At 43.1% G+C, this 22,631-nt stretch carries 18 protein-coding genes; 13 read left to right on the forward strand and 5 right to left on the reverse strand.

What is annotated here, in order from left to right:
* Positions 1-501: 501 nt before the first annotated feature.
* On the forward strand, positions 502-1,869 hold the full coding sequence (gene dcuC, locus AB6D07_RS08450; protein ID WP_029222909.1) for an anaerobic C4-dicarboxylate transporter DcuC: 1,368 nt from the start codon (positions 502-504) through the stop codon (positions 1,867-1,869).
* Positions 1,870-2,078: 209 nt separating this feature from the next.
* On the opposite strand, the gene AB6D07_RS08455 is transcribed toward dcuC, so the two are convergent.
* Positions 2,079-2,711 carry a response regulator gene (locus tag AB6D07_RS08455; RefSeq protein ID WP_009845450.1) on the reverse strand — a complete coding sequence of 211 codons (633 nt, stop codon included), beginning with the start codon at positions 2,709-2,711 and terminating at the stop codon, positions 2,079-2,081.
* Positions 2,698-4,428, reverse strand: coding sequence for a nitrate/nitrite two-component system sensor histidine kinase NarQ (gene narQ, locus AB6D07_RS08460; protein WP_017102863.1), 1,731 nt, complete (start codon positions 4,426-4,428; stop codon positions 2,698-2,700). The genes AB6D07_RS08455 and narQ overlap by 14 nt, the downstream gene beginning before the upstream one ends.
* A 253-nt stretch (positions 4,429-4,681) precedes the next feature.
* Here narQ and napF point away from each other — a divergent pair, with 253 nt between their 5' ends.
* The 12 genes from napF to AB6D07_RS08520 all read left to right on the forward strand — a co-directional run bounded on the left by napF (position 4,682) and on the right by AB6D07_RS08520 (position 18,951).
* Positions 4,682-5,161, forward strand: a complete 480-nt coding sequence (gene napF, locus AB6D07_RS08465; RefSeq protein WP_017102864.1) for a ferredoxin-type protein NapF — start codon at positions 4,682-4,684, stop codon at positions 5,159-5,161.
* A 23-nt stretch (positions 5,162-5,184) separates the two neighbouring features.
* On the forward strand, positions 5,185-5,490 hold the full coding sequence (locus AB6D07_RS08470) for a chaperone NapD (protein ID WP_009845453.1): 306 nt from the start codon (positions 5,185-5,187) through the stop codon (positions 5,488-5,490).
* Complete coding sequence (gene napA / locus AB6D07_RS08475; protein WP_009845454.1) at positions 5,487-7,976, forward strand: periplasmic nitrate reductase subunit alpha; 2,490 nt, start codon at positions 5,487-5,489, stop codon at positions 7,974-7,976. The genes AB6D07_RS08470 and napA overlap by 4 nt, the downstream gene beginning before the upstream one ends.
* Positions 7,977-8,101: 125 nt before the next feature.
* Complete coding sequence (locus tag AB6D07_RS08480) at positions 8,102-8,563, forward strand: nitrate reductase cytochrome c-type subunit (protein WP_009845455.1); 462 nt, start codon at positions 8,102-8,104, stop codon at positions 8,561-8,563.
* A gap of 29 nt (positions 8,564-8,592) precedes the next feature.
* A complete protein-coding gene (locus AB6D07_RS08485) occupies positions 8,593-9,174 on the forward strand; it encodes a NapC/NirT family cytochrome c (RefSeq protein ID WP_009845456.1) in 582 nt (193 codons plus the stop codon).
* An 11-nt stretch (positions 9,175-9,185) separates the two neighbouring features.
* On the forward strand, positions 9,186-9,323 hold the full coding sequence (locus AB6D07_RS08490) for a TIGR02808 family protein (RefSeq protein WP_009845457.1): 138 nt from the start codon (positions 9,186-9,188) through the stop codon (positions 9,321-9,323).
* 460 nt (positions 9,324-9,783) lie between these two features.
* Complete coding sequence (locus AB6D07_RS08495) at positions 9,784-10,983, forward strand: HD-GYP domain-containing protein (RefSeq protein WP_029222911.1); 1,200 nt, start codon at positions 9,784-9,786, stop codon at positions 10,981-10,983.
* Positions 10,984-11,389: 406 nt separating this feature from the next.
* A complete protein-coding gene (locus tag AB6D07_RS08500) occupies positions 11,390-12,598 on the forward strand; it encodes a TolC family protein (protein WP_017102866.1) in 1,209 nt (402 codons plus the stop codon).
* 1 nt (position 12,599) lies between these two features.
* A complete protein-coding gene (locus AB6D07_RS08505) occupies positions 12,600-13,826 on the forward strand; it encodes an efflux RND transporter periplasmic adaptor subunit (protein ID WP_017102867.1) in 1,227 nt (408 codons plus the stop codon).
* A complete protein-coding gene (locus AB6D07_RS08510; RefSeq protein ID WP_017102868.1) occupies positions 13,816-16,971 on the forward strand; it encodes an efflux RND transporter permease subunit in 3,156 nt (1,051 codons plus the stop codon). Before AB6D07_RS08505 ends, AB6D07_RS08510 begins: the two co-directional genes overlap by 11 nt.
* Positions 16,961-17,647, forward strand: coding sequence for a response regulator transcription factor (locus tag AB6D07_RS08515; RefSeq protein ID WP_004731337.1), 687 nt, complete (start codon positions 16,961-16,963; stop codon positions 17,645-17,647). Before AB6D07_RS08510 ends, AB6D07_RS08515 begins: the two co-directional genes overlap by 11 nt.
* Entirely contained in the window at positions 17,644-18,951 is a 1,308-nt protein-coding gene (locus AB6D07_RS08520) for a HAMP domain-containing sensor histidine kinase (protein WP_017102869.1), read from the forward strand. Before AB6D07_RS08515 ends, AB6D07_RS08520 begins: the two co-directional genes overlap by 4 nt.
* Before the next feature lie 181 nt (positions 18,952-19,132).
* On the opposite strand, the gene AB6D07_RS08525 is transcribed toward AB6D07_RS08520, so the two are convergent.
* The 3 genes from AB6D07_RS08525 to AB6D07_RS08535 form a co-directional block, all read right to left on the reverse strand.
* Positions 19,133-20,095, reverse strand: a complete 963-nt coding sequence (locus AB6D07_RS08525; RefSeq protein ID WP_017101828.1) for a DUF2860 domain-containing protein — start codon at positions 20,093-20,095, stop codon at positions 19,133-19,135.
* Between the two features lie 259 nt (positions 20,096-20,354).
* Complete coding sequence (phaC, locus tag AB6D07_RS08530) at positions 20,355-22,166, reverse strand: class I poly(R)-hydroxyalkanoic acid synthase (protein ID WP_017102870.1); 1,812 nt, start codon at positions 22,164-22,166, stop codon at positions 20,355-20,357.
* Between the two features lie 73 nt (positions 22,167-22,239).
* Entirely contained in the window at positions 22,240-22,587 is a 348-nt protein-coding gene (locus AB6D07_RS08535) for a phasin family protein (RefSeq protein WP_012600514.1), read from the reverse strand.
* Positions 22,588-22,631: the final 44 nt, after the last annotated feature.

Genomic DNA, 22,631 nt, shown 5'->3' on the forward strand with positions numbered 1-22,631 from the left:
TCTTTCGCCTTTAATACCAAATCACACACCAGATACGCGTTGTGTGATTTGATCACCGAGAATTAAATCTCCCTCCAGGCTTCAACGCGTAGTGCTCGATAGCATTAAAACCACTCTAAAACATCATAAGGCTGTAACACTTTGATTGTGCTCCCCACATCAAATCGCCCGTTCGTCTCTTGCCCCATATAACTCTATTTTTCTCGCTATTATCACCATTTGCACATCAACGGCTAAAGTTATCCAACCCTTCCTGTCATATGAAACTAAAACAAGCAAAGGTGATCCAAGTTATATTCTAGGGAGTCACAAAATTTGTTTATTAACATCCAAACAACAGTGGTTAATCAATATTTACAACCACAATTAACATCGAAAAAAATGTTTGTCTTAGATCATACCAACCTCAACTATGCCTCGTGCCACAGTGCAGTTTTCTGTACATTCATTGTCATATTCTGAAACACTTTCTTATATTTTTTAAACTTTGTGGAGATTTCTATGTTAGAGCTCTTGATCGGATTAGTAATTACCATCGCTGTTGGTTACTTTATTGTGAAAGGCTATAAAGCGGCAGGCGTATTACTAACTGCTGGCCTTGCCCTACTTCTTATTACTGGCCTTATTGGTCACACAGTCTTACCAGCTAAGGTCGCTTCAACAGGTAACATGGTTACCGACTCACTCGAATTTGTTAAGTACATGCTTCAGTACCGTGGAGGCGGCCTAGGCATGCAAATCATGCTTCTTTGTGGTTTTGCTTCTTACATGACGCACATTGGTGCTAACAACGTAGTAGTGAAACAGTTCTCTAAACCGCTTGCTGCTATTAAATCTCCCTATGTACTTCTTGTTGCGGCTTACATCGTAGCGTGTCTAATGTCTCTAGCAGTAAGTTCTGCAACAGGCCTTGGTGTGTTACTGATGGCGACCCTATTCCCAATGATGACGGCGATGGGTATTTCACGCCCAGCAGCCGTTGCCGTTTGTGCGTCACCTGCAGCAATTATTCTTTCTCCAACCTCTGGTGATGTGGTTATCGCAGCAGAAAAATCAGGCATGTCTCTTGATGTGTTTGCTGTTCAAACAGTACTGCCTGTTTCTATCTGTGCAATCATCGTGATGGCTGGTGCGGCTTTCTTCTGGAACAAATACCTAGATAAGAAAGAAAACACGCCAATGGAAAAAGTAGACGTTTCTGAAATCGAAACAACAGCACCGGCTTTCTACGCGGCACTGCCATTCCTACCTATCATCGGCGTTTTCCTATTCAACGGTCGTACGATTCCAGGGCTTTCACTTGATATCTACACCATTGTGGTAGGTTCTATCTTCGTGGGCGCGGTTATCGATTACGTTGTTAAGAAGTTTGACGGCGAGAAAACATTAGAAGACTTAGATTCTTGCTACCAAGGCATGGCTGAAGCGTTCAAAGGCGTGGTAATGCTGTTGGTTGCGGCGGGCGTATTTGCACAAGGTCTAATGTCTATCGGTGCGATTGATAACCTAATCGGTCTTGCTGAATCGGCAGGTGCTGGCGGTATCGCATTAATGCTTATCCTAACAGGTTTAACGGTTGCTGCAGCTATCGCGACAGGTTCTGGTAACGCGCCTTTCTATGCATTCGTAGAACTGGCTCCATCACTAGCGGCGAAAATGGGCTTGAACCCAGCGTTCCTAATCATCCCTATGCTTCAAGCATCTAACCTAGGCCGTACCATTTCTCCAGTATCTGGCGTAATTGTTGCGACATCGGGTATGGGTAAAATCAGCCCGTTTGAAGTTGTAAAACGTACTTCTGTTCCAGTAATCTGTGGTCTTATCACGGTTATCTTTGGTACGCTGGTATTGGTTCCAATGGCAGCTTAACTTTAAGAAAAACCCTATCTAGACTGATACAAGCTAAGATAGAGATGCCGATATAAAATGCCCTAACAAAAAGGCGCTGAACTTAATAAATTCAGCGCCTTTTTTACGTCATATTATTTTAGACAATTCAAAATTCTATCTATTGGAGCATGACACTAAAAATGTCACAAGATCTTGAAACAAATAGTATTACTTCAAAGGAACAAGCCCTACTTCATGTCTCCATAACGTTCTAAATAAAGAACGGTTGCTGCGGTACGAGAAGGCACTTGCAGCTTTTTCAACAAACTCTTCATATGTACCTTAACTGTCGATTCAGAAATAAACAGGTGATCGGCGATCTGCTTGTTACGGTAACCTTTCGCGACTTCTTGAAGAATTTGCATTTCACGTTCAGTCAATTGGTCGAAGATATCATTTCGACTGTCAGCATCATTCAAATAGCGAGCTACCACACTGCTGTATGCCTTATCGCCGCTATGTGCTTGCTTAAGCAGTTCAATCAACTCATCGGGTTCAGTATCTTTCAGTAAGTAACCATCAGCGCCCGCTTTAACAATCGCTTCGATATCCGCAGGGCTATCAGAAACCGTTAAAATAACGATGTTAGCGCTTGAACCATCAGTACGAAGTGCTTTCAGAGTATCTAGCCCAGACATGCCTTTCATATTCAGATCCAACAGGATCAAATCAGGTTCTTCTTCATGGGCAAGAGCGACCGCTTCAGTACCGTTACTTGCTTCTGCAATCACTTCAAATTCATCTTCAAAGCTCAGTAATTGGCTTATACCTCTGCGCATCAATGGATGATCATCAACCAACATTACTTTACAAATCGTCAACTTTAACTTCCTTTAAACTTTTATATTTCAATATGACTGTACAGCCCTCACCTTGAGCCGCTTCAATCGTTAAGTCACCATTCAGTCTTGCCGCACGCTCCTGCATAATACTCATTCCGTAGTGGTTCATCTTCGAACTACTTGGGTCAAAGCCTTCTCCATTATCTTTAATCACGACGAATACTTCACCGTCCTCATCGATACAGCATACATCTATCAAGTCGGCATTGGCGTGTTTTATTGCGTTTATTGTTGCTTCACGAATCAATTGAAGCAAGTGAACCTGACTGTGCGCATCAAGCTCTAGCGATGAAAGGTTATTAGTTAATTTAATCTTCGCATCGGTTCTTTCACTAAGTTGCTCTAGCATGGTGCTCAAAGCATCTCCAAAGCTACCCTCTTTGATGGATAACCTAAATGTGGTGAGTAGCTCTCTCAATTGAGTATAGGCACCGGCTAACCCATTCCCTATCTCAGATGCTACCTGCTCTGACTGCTCTCGATGTTTGTGCTCCGGAAGTTTACCAATAACACGCTTTAACAATGTCACTTGGATTTTTAAATACGACAGCGATTGGGCCAATGAATCATGCAGTTCACGTGCAATCGTCGCTCGCTCTTCCATAATAATAAGCTGTTCAGCTTTCTTTTGAGCGCGATTATAGTAGATAGCTCTCGATAGCAGTTGGATAAAACTCTCAATTAGCGTCTTAGTTGAATGACCGTGATGATATGAGCAATACAGATAGCCCAAAACAAGTTCGTTATCATCCAGTTTCATTTCAAACTTTTCATAATCGCAAGTCGGGTCGTAACCTTCATCCATAATCAAAGAACGTCCCGAATTATCGACTATTTCTAACCTTAGCGATTCAATCCCTTCTAGGCTGACCAAGTGCTGCAAAATAGCTCGGAAATTTTCCGGTGCAACACGCGTTACCGTGAGTTCTTGAGAAGAATAATAGAGTGCTTGCAATGATTGGTTGGCATTTTGTAACTCAACCGTCTTGGCATCGACAACATCTTCAAGGTTTCGATACAGCACGCCTAAATCTTTCGCCATCGAGTTAAATGTTTTGGTCAAAATGCCCAGTTCATTATTGTTGGTAACCTCCAACTTAACCTCGAAATCACTATTTTTTATTCTCTGGCTAGCTCTAACGAGAGCGTGTAGAGGCTTAACAACTTGTTTACGTACAAAATGAACAACAAAAAGAGATATGACGAGTATTCCACCTAGACCTATACCACCAGCCCATGCCAATTTAATTAATTTATTTTCTGAAAATTCTTGTAACTTAAAAACAAAGCGGTCGATTTCAATAACAAAATTTTCAACAAGTACCAGGTAGTGTTTTCTATCTTCGCTATTTAAGACCTGCTTCAATTCATGCCAACGGCCAATTATTAAATAATAATCATTTGTAATATCAGTTGGCACTTCCCAACTCACCAAATTAGTCATCGATGTGGAATAAAGGGAACTTTCAAATTCACGAATATGAGAATCGTAATCCACTGATTCTATTTGAATATCATGCGCTAAACGGTAGCTTTGCATGCGCATCGAGCCAGCCACATTAACCGCCTCGGCATCATTAAGGCTGGACGCCAATGTAAAAATAGCAAAACCGGTGGTGGCAACTGAAAGGAGCAATATAAATAGCAATGATTTAGCTATTGTACTCGTCACAGATGAAACAGGTTTAATAAGCAAAGTTAATATCCTGAAGGTATAAAAATGGCTATCGAGAGCCTATTGTCACACATCAAAAAACAGAGCTCCATTCAATATGTGACCAAACGCTTCATAATTTATTGATCTAAGACAATATAGGATCCTATTTAGCCCTTAAGGGGTATTTATACAAATATTTCTAAAACTACACTACTTGTGAGGATAAATGACAAGATATTAACGAAACAATGATCTACAATTACAACATCTTAGTAACATTAGTAGGCATTTAGTGGTAGACCTATCGAGACGACGCCTATTTTCTAGGCGAAAAGTAGATTCAAGCCAAATTCGATTGCCTTGGATTAAAAGTCTAGAAAGCTTCGCAGATGATTGTACACGTTGTGGTAAATGCATCGAAAGTTGCGAGACACACATCATCATTGTCGGCGACGGTGGTTTTCCTACTGTCGACTTCTCAAAAGACGAATGTACATTCTGTTATCAATGTGCAGACGTTTGTCCAGAGCCAATTTTTAAACCCGAGGAAGAAACGCCTTGGCTGGCAAAAGCAACTATCTCTGATAAATGCTTGGCCCAACAAAATGTTGAATGCCGAAGCTGTGGTGACATGTGTGAACCTATGGCGATTCAATTTCAACTTAGAGCAGGCAATGTTGCTCTACCAAAAATCGAGTTAGATGAGTGTAGCGGTTGTGGAGCTTGCGTAGCAGTTTGCCCTACTTCGGCTATTCTTGTGAGTAATGCATAAAACAAAAATAACGAGAGCAATTTATGGCACTAAATGAAGTGCATATATCAAGTTTAGTCGTGCATGTGAGCCCAGAGCATCTAGACGAGATCAAAGCACAAATCGAGCAATACGATAATGCGGAAATCTACGGCAGTAGCCCTGAAGGCAAAATCATCGTGGTCCTAGAAACCGAGAACCAAGGTTTTGTTACGGACACCATCGAAGAAATTAATAATATTACGAACGTTTTAGGGACAGCTTTGGTTTATCACCAAATCGAGACTGGACTAGACGAAACGGATTTAGAAACTGGAAGCAACAATTCTCAACTTGAGGGTGAAGTATGAAAATGACAAGACGTGCGTTTGTGAAAGCAAACGCAGCTGCATCAGCGGCAGCCGTTGCAGGTGTAACTCTACCAGCAACAGCAACCAACCTGATTGCTAGCTCTGATCAAACAAAAATCACGTGGGATAAAGCGCCTTGTCGTTTTTGTGGTACGGGCTGTTCGGTACTAGTTGGTACTCAAAACGGTAAAGTGGTCGCGACTCAAGGCGACCCAGAAGCACCTGTAAACAAAGGCCTTAACTGTATTAAAGGCTACTTCCTTTCAAAAATCATGTACGGTAAAGACCGTCTTGAACAGCCTCTTCTTCGTATGAAAGATGGTGAGTTCCACAAAGATGGTGATTTTGCACCAGTATCTTGGGACAAAGCTTTCGACGTAATGGCTGAGAAATGGAAAGCCGCTCTGAAGAAGAACGGTCCAACAGGCGTTGGTATGTTCGGTTCCGGCCAGTGGACAGTAATGGAAGGCTACGCAGCGGTTAAGCTGATGAAAGCGGGCTTCCGTTCAAACAACATCGATCCAAATGCTCGTCACTGTATGGCATCTGCGGTAGGTGCATTCATGCGTACTTTCGGTATCGATGAGCCAATGGGTTGTTACGATGACTTTGAACACGCAGATGCATTCGTACTGTGGGGTTCAAACATGGCAGAAATGCACCCAGTACTATGGACTCGTATTACAGACCGTCGTCTAAGCCACCCACACGTTAAAGTAAACGTACTGTCTACTTACTACCACCGTTCTTTCGAGCTTGCAGACACAGGTTACATCTTCGAACCTCAATCAGATCTAGCGATTGCTAACTTCATCGCTAACTACATCATTCAAAACGATGCGGTGAACTGGGAATTCGTGAACAAACACACGAACTTCAAGCAAGCAACAACAGACATCGGTTACGGCCTTCGTGACAATGACCCACTACAGAAAGCCGCTGCGAACCCTAACTCAGGTAAAATGACTGATATCAGCTTCGAAGACTACAAAGCTTCTGTTGCTGAATACACCGTTGAAAAAGCATCTGAAATGTCAGGTGTATCTCAAGATGACCTTATCAAGTTGGCTAAGCAATACGCAGATCCAAACATCAAAGTAATGTCACTTTGGACTATGGGTATGAACCAACATACTCGTGGTGTATGGATGAACAGCCTTGTGTACAACATCCACCTTCTTACAGGTAAGATTTCTACTCCAGGTAACAGCCCATTCTCACTTACTGGCCAACCATCTGCATGTGGTACAGCTCGTGAAGTAGGTACGTTCTCTCACCGTCTACCGGCAGATATGGTGGTTGCTAACCCTAAACACCGTAAGATTGCAGAAGACATCTGGAAGCTTCCAGAAGGCACTATCCCACCTAAACCGGGTAAACACGCTGTTGCGCAAGACCGTGCGTTAAAAGATGGTACGATCAACGCGTACTGGGTAATGTGTAACAACAACATGCAAGCTGGTCCAAACATCAACACTGAACGTCTACCAGGTTACCGTAACCCAGACAACTTCATTGTATGTTCTGACCCGTACCCAACAGCAACAGCTCAAGCTTCTGACCTTATCCTTCCAACAGCAATGTGGATTGAAAAAGAAGGTGCTTACGGTAACGCTGAGCGTCGTACACAAGCATGGTACCAACAAGTTAAAACCGTAGGTGAAGCAAAGTCTGACCTATGGCAAATCATGGAGTTCTCTAAACGCTTCACTGTTGAAGAAGTTTGGGGCGAAGAGCTTCTAGCTAAAGCACCTGAGTATCGTGGTAAAACGATGTACGACGTGCTGTACAAAAACGGCAACGTTGATGCATTCCCACTGTCTGAAGCACAAGAGCTTAACGACGATGCTCAAGCTCAAGGTTTCTACGTTCAAAAAGGTCTATTCGAAGAATACGCAGCCTTTGGTCGCGATCACGGTCACGATTTAGCACCTTACGACACTTACCACAAAGTCCGTGGCCTACGTTGGCCTGTTGTTGACGGTAAAGAAACACTGTGGCGCTTTAAAGAAGGTTCAGATCCATACGCTAAGAAAGGTTCTGGTTGGGATTTCTACGGTAAACCAGATGGTAAAGCTCTTATCATCAATGCTCCTTACGAAGCACCACCAGAAGTGCCAAGCGACGAATACGACATGTGGCTATGTACAGGTCGTGTTCTTGAGCACTGGCACACAGGTACTATGACTCGTCGTGTACCAGAACTTTACAAAGCAGTACCGGATGCACTTTGTTACATCCATCCTGCTGACGCTAAAGCTCGTGGCCTTCGCCGTGGTGATGAAGTTCTTATCGAAAACAAACGTGGTGAAGTACGCGTTCGTGTTGAAACTCGTGGTCGCAACCGTCCACCACAAGGCTTGGTATTCGTACCATTCTTTGATGCAAGAATTCTGATCAACAAGTTGATCTTGGATGCAACGGATCCTCTGTCTAAGCAGACGGATTACAAGAAGTGTCCAGTTAAGATCACTAAGGTTTCTTAAGAGCCAAGCGCTTTTCGAACCTAGATACAAGATCTAACGTATTTAATATTGCGACTACTTTTTTCGTTACTTTTTGAAAGAAGTAGTCCACTCAAAGAATTAGCCTTTAGGCGGAGAAATTAACCATGAAAAAACTGATTACTGCCCTACTATCAGCTGGTCTTTTGCTAGCTGGTGCAGTTCAAGCTCAAGCTGAGCTGGATAACCCAGGCGGCATTGGTGGCGTAGAATCTCTACGTGGTGCAAGTGAACTTGAAGCAACTCGCGCAGCAGATGACTTCAAAAAGTTTCCTCGTGACCAAGTACTTGAGAGTGACTACGTATACCAACCACCTTTAGTACCTCATACTATTCGTAGCTATGAAGTGTCTCTTAACGCTAACAAGTGTCTTGCTTGTCATAGCTGGAAAAACGCAAAAGAAATGGGTGCAACTAAAGTGAGTGTAACTCACTACATGAACCGCGAAGATGCGGTACTTGCTGATGTTTCACCTCGTCGTTACTTCTGTCTACAGTGTCACGTACCTCAAGCTAATGCTAAACCGCTAGTTGAGAACGAGTTCAAACCTGTAGATTCACTGCGTTAATCGTAGCCGGACTGTAAGAGAGGCTATATATGATAAAATTACTTAAAGCGTTTTGGAAAAGACTCGCGACACCAAGTAAAGCAGCGGTAGGCGTTGTTTTGTTCTTGGGTTTCTCGGGTGGTCTTTTGTTCTGGGGTGCATTCAACACGGGTATGGAAGCAACCAATACAGAAGAGTTCTGTTCTGGTTGTCACGCACCTATCGTTGCTGAAATCCAAGAAACAATTCACTACTCTAACCGTTCTGGTGTTCGTGCTATCTGTTCAGACTGTCACGTACCTCATGAGTGGACAGATAAAATTGTTCGTAAGGTTCAGGCTTCTAAAGAGCTATACGCACACTTTATTGCGAAAACCATCAATACTGAAGAAAAGTTCAAAGCACGTCGTGCTCACTTAGCAGAACGCGAATGGGCTCGATTGAAAAAGAATGATTCACTTGAGTGTCGTAACTGTCACCAGTTCGATTACATGGACTTCTCAGAGCAGAGCCCTCGTAGTGCGAAACAACACTCGACAGCGCTAGCTTCTGGTGAAAAAACGTGTGTAGACTGTCACAAAGGTATCGCACACAAACTACCAGACATGCACGGCGTTGAAGGCTGGCAATAAGGAGCGATTGAATGAGTACTTTAGAGAACGTAATTTGGCACATCCTAGGTTACAGCGCTATGCCAGTTATCATTCTTGGTGGCTTTGCAGGTGTTGCAGCCGTATCTCTTTGGCTTTTATCTATGACTAAAGACAAAGAAATCGATTAAAAATCGAAGAGTACGTCAACTTTTATCAGCTAATTTTAATCCATTCTGATATGGGTTGACTCTAAAAAGCCACTGATTTCAGTGGCTTTTTTAATATCTAACGTTTTATCTTTTTATTAATAGGTGGCAACCTCCCTACCTCTCCTCTTTAGTCACATCCACAATACAAAGTACCTTTATACAGAGCCCTTTAGATAGACACTTCGATTAAAGAAGAGCTATTAGTAACGAACCAGTATTTTTCTTTACTACACCACTGCCACTTAACCGTTGTAAACAATATCGCTAAGATCGAAGCATAACTCGGTGATATTTCGGTCTTTTATTTTTAATTTCACGTGTTTCACGTGTTTCACGATTAATTTCAGGTGTTTTGAGTAAATAAATCAACAATTTGACTAGATTCGTCGCGAAATTGGATTAGAATCACACTGTTTTTGACAACACTTAATTGAATTTAATGCAGTTCGACCTTAAAGACTCAGTAAAAATTTCCATAAACACAGTGGTTGTGGGAATGTTTGTTACATCAATTCAGAAAAGTGAGCGTGTTTATTTATCTAACGCTGGACGCGTGTCTTCAAAAAAAGGAATTGATACATTAGTTAATAAAGGCATTAAGTATGTCTGGGTTGACAAGAAGCTCTCTGCTAAAGGTTGTAAATTTCACCCCGTTCCTGATGACGAAACGAGTGAGGAACAACAAAAGAGCAGTAAAAATTCTCCAAGTAAATTGGTCTCTCGAGAAGTAAGACAAAAAAATGCAGAGCGAATCATCCAAGAAGCGCGCGGTCTTGCTCAGAAAATTATTACGGCAACATTTGATTCGCATACGTTTGTTTCGGATGAACTGGATGGTTGGGCGGATGAGCTGATTGAATCAGCACTGATCAATTCAGATGCCTTGCAATGTGTTTCTGCATTACGTAAGAAAGATGCCTATTTGCTTGAACATTCCGTTAATGTCGCCACACTTTTGGTCACATTTGGCAAGCATTTGGGTTTTGGCAAAGACCGATTAAAGCCATTGGCTATTGGTGGGATTATTCATGATGTCGGTAAAGTGCATATCGATGATAATGTTTTGCACAAGCCTTCTCGTTTAACCGAGGAGGAATTCGCTCACATCAAGCAACACCAAGTATTTGCTAAACCTATCATCAAAAAAATCGAAGGCTTAAGTCAAATTAGCCGTGATGTATGTTTAATGCACCATGAAAAGTTAGATGGTACAGGTTACCCTAATGGATTGAGTGGCGAGCAAATTCCGCAGCACGGCCGAATGGCTTGTATCGTCGATATCTATGACGCATTGACGGCTGACCGTTGCTACAAACGTGGAATGAGCCCAGCGGAAGCGTTTAAAATCATGTTAGGTATGACACCTAATCACTTAGACCGACAATTGGTGTACAAATTTATTAATTGCATTGGTATTTTCCCTATTGGGGCCATCGTTGAGCTGAGCAATGGCCATCTTGGAATTGTATGGTCATCGAATGATGATGCTCCTGTTGAGCCTGTCGTTAAGTGCTTCTATTCACGAAAGAATAAACGTTTCATTGACGTCAAGTATGTGGATTTAAAACACAGCTGGCATACGATTGTAAAAGCAATTTCTCCTACGAAGGCTGAAATTGATGTCACCCCTTTCTTTTAATAGAACCTGCTATTCGAGGGGGATGAGGTCAGCACTTTCCATGTATGGCCTGATTAGATAAAATGGACAAGTCTAGAAAGCCACTGATTTCAGTGGCTTTTATGTTTTCAGAAGTTCTTTCATAAACCCTTTACTAGCCCATATCCATATCCATATCCAATTTTAATCAATAACCAAACACTCATTTCACCTCCAATTTACTCGCTGTTAGGTATATCTATAGATAAATACCTTAGAGTAAGACAGCATGAACACACACCGCCCCCTATCCGCATTATTACTACTGGGTAGTCTGACCTATCTCACGGGTTGCGCTTCTCTATCACCAACGCCGCAAGCCAGTTTGAACAATACAACCCAGATTCCCGAGCAATGGGAAAGCTCTCAACGATACGTAAACACTACGATGTCGACACAATTGCTCTCGCTGTTCAACAATCAAGCTCTCGCCGATCTGGTTCAAGAAGCCCTCACCAATAACCACGACCTACATAAAACTGCACTTCGCTTGAAGCAAGCTGAACTATTAGCGGCTCAAAGTGATCAATACCTTCAACCTTCTTTAAATACAGACTTTCAAGCCTCTAGACAAAAAACAAGTCAGATTCAGAACAGTCACAAACTGTCTTTGAATTTAAGTTGGGAGTTTGATGTTTGGGGACGCTTAGCTGACACAGCAAGAGCAGCTAACGCGAAACAACAGGCAACACAACTTGACTATGTTTACGCACAAAACTCTCTCGCGGCTCGCGTAATAGAGACGTGGCTTGATGTTGCTTACAGAGCAAGAGTGATCGGGGTTGAACAACGCTGGCTACAAAGCCTTTCAAACACTGAGAATATTGTACTAGAGCAAGTGCTCGATGGGTTTAAAGAACAAGCAGACCTCGACACAGCTCGTGCTGCAACATCCAGAGTAAGAGCGAGTTTAGCGGCTAAAGAGCAAGATCAACTTATCGCAATCAGAGGGCTTAATACCTTGCGAGGTAAGAGCGACAACCAGCTTAACCGAATGATTTTCACGATCCCAGAAGTTGAAGCTCCGCCATTACGTCTTCCCGGAGAAATGATTGGATCACGTCCTGACCTCATTGCCGCTTATCAGCAAGTGCTCGCCGCCGACAAAAGCGCGGCAGTTGCTTACAAAGATCTACTGCCTAAATTCACGCTGTCTGCCTCTGTTTATCGTAGCGGTTCAACACCAAACCAGCTTATCGACAATCCTTCCCTGTGGAATCTCGTTGGGGGGATCAGCGCACCTCTTCTTGACCAATCATCACTACAAACCCAAGCAAAAATAGCTCAGCTTCAAGCAGAAGAGAGCTTTGTTGATTACCAAAAGAAACTATTGGTTGCCATCAATGAGGTAGGAAATGCACTAGACAAAGAGTTCTACCTCAAACAACAAGAACAGCATTATCGAGATGCTTTTACATTCTCCAAGGCTAGTATGAAAAACTATCAAAACCTTTACCAGGAAGGAGCCAGTGACGTTTTGGCACTGCTTATCGCCCAACAATCTATTTACCAATCTAAAATCCAGTTGCTTAATACTCAGCGTAGTCGGCTCTCAAACAGAATTACCTTAGGGTTAGCATTAGGAATGGGGGTTTAAAATGAAACAGATACTTGTTACAGCTTTGGGCTTGCTCAGTATCATTGCCACCGCGATGTACATCATGAAGTCAATCCCCGAAGAAACAACGTTAGCGCTGGAAGCTCAGCCTCGACAATATATCAAAGTCACCACAGTCGACATTGCTGCCGGGGAACACCGCTCTACCATTGAAGGTTACGGTCAGGTAATTCCAGAAGAAACTTTAACGCTCACGAGTCAGGTTTCAGGAGTGATTCTTTCGAAAGCAAAAAAATTTCAACTAGGTGAACAAATCTCTAAAGGTGATCTGCTATTTCACATTGACGATTCCAGTTACCAAGTACTTCTGGCTAACGCAGAAAAGGAGCTAGCTAACGCACAACTTTCATTTTTCCAAGAACAACGCAAACATCAACGTGCTAAAAAAGAGTGGAAAACTTCAGGTATAGAAGAGGCACCGAGCCCCCTCGCTTTGCGAGAGCCTCAGTTTAAAGCAGCAAAGGCACGATTAAACGCCGCACAACAAGCAGTTGAAGATGCTAAGCAACAACTAAATAACACGAATATCCATGCTCCTTTTGATGCCATTGTCAGCCAAAGCAACGTCACCACAGGCAGTGTTGTTGCATCCGGAACCTCGTTGGGACAGATCAAATCCATAGAAACTGCTGAAGTACATCTTCAGCTCACAGAACGCGACTGGCAACAGCTCCCCTCCGATTTGAGTGCACTGTCGGTGACAATTCAGTCAGCATCAAATTCAGATTCAGGGCAACAATGGGCAGCACGGGCGAGTCACCTTTCACTGCTCGTGGAACAATCAACACGTATGCGTAACCTCATATTAAAAATAGACTCCCCTCTTCAACAGCCAGAGCCTTTGCTGATCGGGAGCTTTGTTAAAGTTGTCATTCAAGGTAAGAGCTACTCAGATAGTTTTGTAGTTTCATCCTCTTCCATTACTGCAGACGGCAATATTTGGTACGTCAAAGAAGGTCAACTTCATCGTCACAAGACTCAATCACTGTTTCAAGATATCGATGCGATTGGTTTTAAACAGGGCAACCTAAATCAACACATCACTTTGGTTGTAAAGCCGTTGTCCAGCTACGTGGAGGGAATGCAAGTATTAGCACTTTCGGATAGCTCTCACGCAGACGACACGGACAAACTCGCATTAAATCGGAGCCTCCCGACTCCTGCCTCTGGGGACAAATCACTTAAAGAGGTGAATGATGGACAATAACCTAAAAACTCATGGTGTTATCGCATGGTTTGTTCACAACCCAGTTGCCGCAAATCTTTTAATGGTTTTGATCATAGTCGCGGGTGGTTTTTCGGTTATCCAATCACGGGTAGAAAGCTTCCCCTCACTCCCCCCTACCAATATTACGGTAAGCGTCGAATATCAAAGTGGCTCAGCTCGCTCTGCTGAAGAAAGCATTGCGATAAAAATAGAAGATTCATTGTTAGGTGTAGAAGGCATCAAACAGATACACAGCAGTTCAAATAGTGACGGTGCCACGGTAACCATCACTAAGTCGAGTGGCTATTCACTCGACAAACTGCAACAAGATGTAAAAAGTGCGGTTGATGCTATTGGCGATTTACCTAGTGAAGCAAAAAAACCAGTGATCACGCGTCAAGCCGACCTTGAAGAGGTAGTTTCAATTAACCTGTTTGGTGACGTGCCTATCGGTGCATTACAGCGTTATTTAGACGAGTTACGACACAAGCTCCTAAACTCTCCTTTGATACAAAAGGTTGATTACATTGGCCGAAAATCTCAGCAGGTCTCGATTGAAATTGACGAGGCCAAATTGCAAGCTTTCAGTCTTACGATGGAGCAAATTGTCAGCCAAATTAGAGCAGAATCATTAACCCAAACGGCCGGCCAGCTCAAAGGTTCTCAAGGGACGTTAGTTCTTAAAGCGGACCAGCAACACCGAAGCGCGAAAGAGTTCGCTTCGCTGCCAATTAAACGCACAGCAACAGGGCAAACCATACTCTTGTCCGACGTGGCACATATTGAATTAGGATTTGACGACGACGGCATCATTACTCGTTATAACGGCCATCCATCAGTGGGATTAAAGGTAAAAATGTATGGTCAATCAAACATCAACCAGCTAGCCCAAGAGACCAAATCCATCGTTGATGCTTACCAATTGACTCTGCCGAACGGTATCCACCTGACCCAATGGAATGATCAAAGTGAGCCGATTAAAAGCCGTTTATCTTTGCTACTTAAGAACAGTGCTCAAGGTATCGCTCTCGTTGTTATTTTACTGGCTCTGCTCTTAAACATACGTGTGGCTTTCTGGGTTGCCGTTGGCCTACCTGTTACGTTTGCCGGTGCAATGGTCCTTATGGGAGATTCTTTCTTTGGACTCACCCTTAATGAATTAACCACCTTTGGCTTCATCATGGCCCTCGGAATTGTTGTTGATGATGCAGTCGTCATTGGTGAAAGTATTTACGAACAAAGAGAGAAACACGGAGCGTCCGTTGAGTCGACCATCGCTGGCGCGCAAAAAGTGGCAACACCAACCACATTTGGTGTATTGACGACCATCGTCGCTTTTATGTCTCTCAGCTTAATCGAAGGGGAACTCGGTAAGATCTTTGCGCAATTTGCCATGGCTGCAACTTTCTGCCTGATTTTCTCACTCATTGAGTCCAAATTAATTCTCCCAGCTCACCTTGCCCGAGTCAAAATGGAACCGACTTCAGCATGGGGTATTCCTGCCGTATGGCACTATATTCAACAGCGTGTTCTACGTGGTTTCAAGTACATCACTTGGCATCTCTACAAACCCTGTTTACAACTGGCTATACGCTATCGTTATGCTGTAATTTGTGGCTTTTTTTCCCTGTGTATTCTAGTTGGCGGTTCGCTAATAACTGGCAAACTTAAGTCGGTATTTTTCCCAGAGATTTCTACTAACTTCATCACGATCGAGCTCGCATTCGAAGATGATACTGGCTACGGATTAGTACAACGTGAAACACTTAAAGTTGAACAAATGGCGGCATCATTGAATGATTCGTTGGTGAAGCAATATGCGCTGTCTGTACCACCAATCCAAAGTGTATTGGTAGAAACCACCAATAACAGTTCGCAAATCATTGTTGGCCTTTCGAGCAACACTCAACGCCCAATCAGCGCGGGTGCTATCGCTAAAGAATGGCAATCCATGGTCCCAACACTTGAAGGCATAGACAGCGCCAATTTCTTAGCCGATATGATCAGCGATAAAGCAATAAGCATAGAATTGAGAAGTCAAAATGAAGCAACGATCAGCAACGCAACTCGCGAACTGACGGATCATCTCAATAATGTACAAGGTGTGCATGGAATAAAAAGTAGCCTCGCGAATACACAAGCCCAAGTTGATATTAAAGTTAACGATATGGGGTTAACGATGGGGCTTACTACATCGAATCTCTTACAGCAACTCAACATGGCCTATCAAGGTTATGAAGTGCAGCAATTTCAAGAAGGTTCGCATGAAATAAAGGTCAAAATTCAGTATCCACGGGCAAAAAGACAAACACTGGATAATCTCAAATACGCACAAATTCGCTTGAGCAATGGTAAGTTAGTACCACTCAATGCGGTAGCCAATATATCGACTCGATATGTGTCCAAAAATATTGAACGAATGAATCGTAACAGAGTCAACGTGATAACAGCTGATGTTGATAAAACTATCGCCTCTCCAGAAGAGATCATTGATAAGTTAGATAGCGACCTGTTTAAAAGATTACAGAATAAGTATCGTGACCTAAACATTGTCCTTTCTGGACAGCAACAAGAGCAGGAACAAATATCAAATTCACTGTATAGCGTGTTTGCTATCGCTCTTATCGGCATCTACGCATTGCTTGCAATACCACTCAACTCATATTTCCAGCCACTGCTGATCATGTGCACAATTCCATTTGGTATTGTGGGCGCCTTGATGGGACACTTAATCCAAGGGATACCCATCAGTATACTTTCTCTGTTTGGAATGCTTGCATTAACCGGGGTCGTCGTGAATGATAGCCTCTTACTGATCTCACGCTTTAATACCAAGATAATGAGTGGTGATACCGTGTACGAGGCGTTAATTGAATCAGGAACAGGACGCTTAAGGGCTATTGTGCTGACTTCTGCAACCACGTATTTTGGCTTAGTGCCCTTACTGTCAGAGACCTCTCCTCAAGCTCAGTTTTTAATACCAGCAGCTACGTCAATGGGGTATGGAATCTTATTCGCAACGGTAATAACACTTCTTTTGGTACCCGTATTGCTAATGGTTCAACAAGATATCAAGCGGCTGTATCACAACATAATTACCCAAAGATCCGCTTCTTTAACTGGGGTTAAGAAAAATGAAATCTAACTTATCTATCAACGTGTTATTAGTTGAAGATGACAAGGAGCTCGCCGCTTCTGTTGCAGAGTTTCTCGAATTTGAAAACATCAAATGCGATCATGCTTACAACGGGTTAAGCGGTTTTACACTCGCAAAACAAAACTACTATGACGTTATTCTTCTTGACCTAATGTTACCTAAAATAGATGGTTTTACTGTCTGTGAAAGACTTCGAGACGACGGTGACGATACGCCTATTTTGATGCTGACAGCAAAAGATACGCTGCAAGACAAAGAAGCTGGCTTCAATGCTGGCACCGATGACTACTTAATCAAGCCATTTGCAATGAAAGAGCTCGCCTTACGTATCAAGGCGCTCTCTAAGCGAAGAAGTAGCCAACAAAAAAGATTAGTACGAGGTGACCTAGTTTACGACTTACAAAACCAGCAAGTATCAAGATCAGATCAAATCTTAGAGTTAAATCGACTCAATCGAATGCTTTTAGAACTCCTCATGCGCCGAAGTCCACAAGTAGTGAGTCGCAGCGAGATAGAAGAGTGTTTATGGCCAAATGACGCACCAGAAAGTAACAACATCAAAGTGCAGGTTTATCAACTGAGACAAAAAATCGATAAACCATTTGAATCCAATTTAATTGAAACCGTCGTTGGTCAAGGTCTGAGGATAAAAGAGCAACCATGAGCATCAAAAAGAGCTTCCCAATACGGGGGCACCTAACCACCTTTTTCTTAGGCTTATCACTTCTGACAGCCTTACTATTCGGAGAGCTCTTAATCCGTCACTTTGAATATGGAATAGAAGATTCAGTAAAGATGCGACTCGCCAGTGAATGGTTGAGCTTTAACGAAGTGCGTCTTATAAATCCAGAGGCCAAACTGCCTAAATCCTACGTGGTGTCATTTTATTATGACCAATTGCCAGGCATAAAGATCGATGGCAAAGATGTACTTCGGGATGTGACATTGACAAACAATGAATTCACAGTCGTCTTCGTTGATGAAACCGTCACCAACGATATCAAGAAAGAAGCGGTCATTGGTGTCTATCGTTTTACTCTCGAAAACGGTCGTTCGGTATTTGGCGTTGCTCGGTACGACTACCGCCTGATCGGCGACACAATAGACGTGTGGTTCGATCATCGCTTCAATCTGATTATCTACATAGCTCTTGGCTATATCTTTTTTATTGTATTGGCACTTTGGCTCTACAGTTATCAAGTAGGGAAAAAAACCGAACAACTCGTCGAATGGTCAGAAAGTGCGTCCAACGACCTATTGACGAACCCCGCTCCCAACTTTAAATTTAGTGAATACAATCGCGTTGCGCTTTATCTCGAAAAGGCACTAAGTAAGAATGCGCACTTGGTAGAAAGAGAACAACGTTTCCTTTCTCATGCTAGTCACGAATTGAGAACGCCTATTGCAATCATACGAGCAAATATGGAGATTTTAGAGCGCATCTCCCTCCCCTCAGATTTACAGCGCCCGATCAATCGTATCGACCGCGCGAGCAGCAACGTGCAGCAAATTACCGAAACAATGCTCTGGCTAGTCCGAAAGAGTGAAACGCCACCGAATCAGAGCTTAGTTTCGGTCGTCGCTTTATTAGATAATTTGATAGAAGAGTTGGAGTATTTAATTCAAGGTGAAGAGATCGACATCATCCGCAATTACCTTCATGCCCCAACAGTGGAACTTCCAGAGACTCCAATCAAAATTGTCGTTGGTAACCTCATTCGTAACGCTTTCCAATACACACATAGCGGCACTATCCATATCTATTTCGAAGAAAACAGCATAGTCATCAAGAATATAAACACACAGGAACTTGATCTGCCATTTCAAGATAGCTTTGGCCTTGGGCAGGATTTAACCGAGAAAATATGTAAGAAGCTAGGATGGCACCTTGAAGCAGAGGAAATAGAGGGAGGCTTGTTGGCTCGGCTTCATTTGCCGGTCGAAGAAAAATCAAATACCAATACTTAACTTCGTTTAAGTTGAATGACCAAGCTTCATGGCGGTCCGACCGGACATTTTGGGTCGCCATTGACTGAATTTAAGCTTCATCACTCATATTCAGTCGCAGCCTCTAGCCGAAAAAGTAAACAGTAAAAAGGGCTAACAAATATGCTAGCCCTCAACTCATCGTGATTAAGTAGTCAATTACTTAAAAGTGATAGCTAACACCAACACTCATCAAATATCCGCTGGTATCATAGAATGCGATATTGGAATTGTTACTAGAATAACCCGCTAATGCGTTGAATCCCCAGTCTTGCCAACCCATAACGTCCATATATTCATAGCCAAGCGTTGCGCTATATCCATTGTCTTCACGTGTTTTCTTGAATACTGGATTGGATGCATCATATGAGCGGTGGCTGTAATCTGCATTGACCGAGAATGCATGATCATCCACCATCATTATGTAGGTCAACGAGCCAGAGTAATAAGAGAAAGAAACTGCTTCACCGTCTGCAAGATGTTTTTGATAAGACAACGATGGTTCGATAAAAGAGCTCCCACTAACAGGCATCTCCATAGATAGGCTTGCATAATAGCCTTTAGCGTCACGTTGGAGTACACCTGTTGGCACTCCTAGGTGAACGCCCGATTTGTCATTTTTAATGTCTTGCTTGTAGACAGCGAAATCACCCGATAAACCAATATCTAATAAGTTGTCGAGTTGTACACGAAAGGTATCACCAGAGATATCGGTTTTAGTCCTCGCAGTATTGGCTATGAACGGGTCTTCCCATACTTCACCATTTGCGATTGTTGGAAGGTAAGAGAACGATACAACCGATTCATTGCCATATTCCAGTGCGTAGCCAAATTCAAAAGCAAAAACACCTTCAATGATATCGCCACGCGAGGTCCCCATAAAGACCTGCTGGTCGCTATCTGAACCAAACGTGTAGCGCAACTGTCCCAGTGGTACAACAAGCGCACTCGAATCCGATTCTCCCTTGCTGTTCAAGCTGCCTTTTTTTACAGCCTCTGAGTCATCGGTTTCACTACCAAAGCCGACCAATACTCCAACTTCGCCTCCCCAGCCTGGTTCATCAAGTTCAGCCAATACATTTGCACTAAACAAAACCCCTAGAGTCATTAACATGCGGTAATTCATCGCTACTTCTCCTTATGAAAGTAGCGAATAGTTTGCCAACTCGAAGGTAAATTTAGGGTGAATAGAGATATTTCATAGTGGGAGCATACTGAAGGCATATGCAACAACTCTAGACGGCCGTTTTTTTTACGACGATTTGTATTGTTACACCTCAAGTGGTATTCGGCGTTTGGGTATTGAGGCGCTTGATAAGTGCACCTCTGATATAAGTGGCTAATACCCTAGTAGAAATAGGTATCAACCACTCACGTTAAACAAGCTAAGCGTCGCTTTTCGGAGCCTGTACATCAACGACTTCTTTATCGACGATAGGAAGTACCTGTTTTACATAGTTACCCGGAGCCTTGCCAATCACAGGGTGTAGCTCGGAACCTTGATTGAAAGGTTCGATTTTCTCGTCAGCTTCAAAGCCTTGTAACCATTGATCCCAATGTGTCCACCATGAGCCTTCGTTGTGACTTGCGTTGTTTAGCCATTCGTCAGCAGAGTCGTCTAGGTTGTCGTTCAACCAGTAGCCGTATTTCTTTTTCTCTGGATGGTTAACAATGCCTGCGATATGACCAGACTCGCCCAGAACAAACGTCTTGTTGCCACCAGTGTTCAATGCACCACGGTAAGTCCCCTGCCACAACGCGATATGGTCTTCTTTGGTCGAGATGAAGTAGCTTGGTATCTTAATTTTATTCAAATCAATCCATACGCCGCCCACTTTCACGCCTTTGTCTTGAACCAGTTTGTTTTCAAGATAAAGCTCTCGCAGCAAGAAGTTATGGCATTTAGCCGCCACGTTAGTGCTATCACTGTTCCAGTACAGAAGATCAAACTCCATCGGGCTACTGCCTTTGAGGTAGTTATCAATATAGTAGTTCCAGTATAAGCTGTTCTCTCGAAGCAAACTGAACGTCACGCTCAACGAACGACCATCCATATAGCCCTTGCCATCGTTCTGCTTCTCAATAGCATTGATGATTGTCTCATTGATGTACGCGCCCACCTCACCCGGCTGCGAGAAATCCAACAAGGTGGTAAAAAAGGTCGCTGTTTTGATGCGCTTTTTCATGCGCTTCGCAGCGTAGTAAGCCACCGTAGACGCGAGTACCGTGCCGCCAATACAATAACCTGCCGCATTGATTTGTTCTTTGCCTGTGATGTTTTCAATCGCAGCAACGGCTTTAACCACGCCTTCCGTGACATAGTCACCAAACTCAGTGTCCTTCTGCGCTTCACCTGGGTTGCGCCAAGACATCATGAATACGCTATGTCCTTGCTCAAGTAACCAGCGCACCATTGAGTTCTTCTCACGAAGGTCAAGAATGTAGTACTTGTTGATGAATGGCGGGACGATCAGCAGAGGCGTCGCATTGACCTGCGGCGTCTTGGGGTAATATTGAATCAGTTCAAACAACTCGTTTTGAAAGACAACATCACCTTCGGTGTTAGCAACATCCACACCTAATCGAAAAGCATTGTTGTTGGTCATGCGGATCTTGAGTATATCGGCGCTTGCTTCAACGTCTGCTTGTAACTGCTCTAACCCATCGAGAAGGTTTTCACCATTTCGCTCAAGCGTCAGTTTCATCAACTCTGGATTCGTTGCAATAAAGTTGCTTGGAGAGAGAGCATTGATTGCCTGACGAGAAAAGAACGCCACACGCTCTTTGGTTTTCTCGTCGATGCCTTCGATAGAATTGATGGTGTCGATGTAGCTTTTACTGAATAACAAATAGGATTGCTTGATGAAGCTATAGAAAGGGTCGTTCTTCCATGCATCATCGATAAAGCGCTTATCACTGCGCTCTTCTGAGATGATACTTTCAGTGTTGCCCATCAGTGCTGCGTTTTGCCAGATTTGCAGTTGCTGTTCCCACCATTGAGATTGCAGCTGAAGCAGGACGGCGGGTTGGTTGGCGGCTTGCTCGAAGATTTTTGATGCATCATCAAAATTCAATTCTTGCATCGCTTGATTTAGGGGAGATTGCGCGGCTTCCTTGTTTTGTTCAAAATTATCCCACCATTGCTGGTTTGTTTGTTGAAGTTTAACAAGGTAGTCCGAAAAGAAGTGTTGAAACATAACATGACTCCAATAATCGGAAAATCGCCACCGAATGTCACAGTAAAACTGCCTCATTCGATGGCGATTAAATTTATGCAGGTGTGACTGTTTTCAAGTTTTCAGTTGTTAGTGTTTCAACATCGTCTTTGAACTCTTTGGCAGCCGCTTGCAATTTTGTACTGTCACTCATCATTTGCTGAGACAGTTGAGTTAATGCCGTGAGTTGTTGACTATTGAAAGCGGTCAGGCTGTTTACGTCTTTGATTTCGCTTACTGCCTTCATTTGAGAAAGACCCATATCCGTATAAGTCTGCATCGCATTCATTTGCAGTTCTGTCATCGTTTGAATGTTCTTAGCAACCAACTTGTTGAACTTTAAGTACGGTTCAAATTGCTTTTCTGTTTGGTCAGTAATTGTTTTGAAAATATCCGTGTACATAAGTAACTCCTGATGAATACATAGTTTAATAAATTTGTATAATC

The organism is Vibrio sp. 10N.239.312.C11, from assembly GCF_041466065.1.
GTDB lineage: Bacteria > Pseudomonadota > Gammaproteobacteria > Enterobacterales > Vibrionaceae > Vibrio > Vibrio tasmaniensis_A.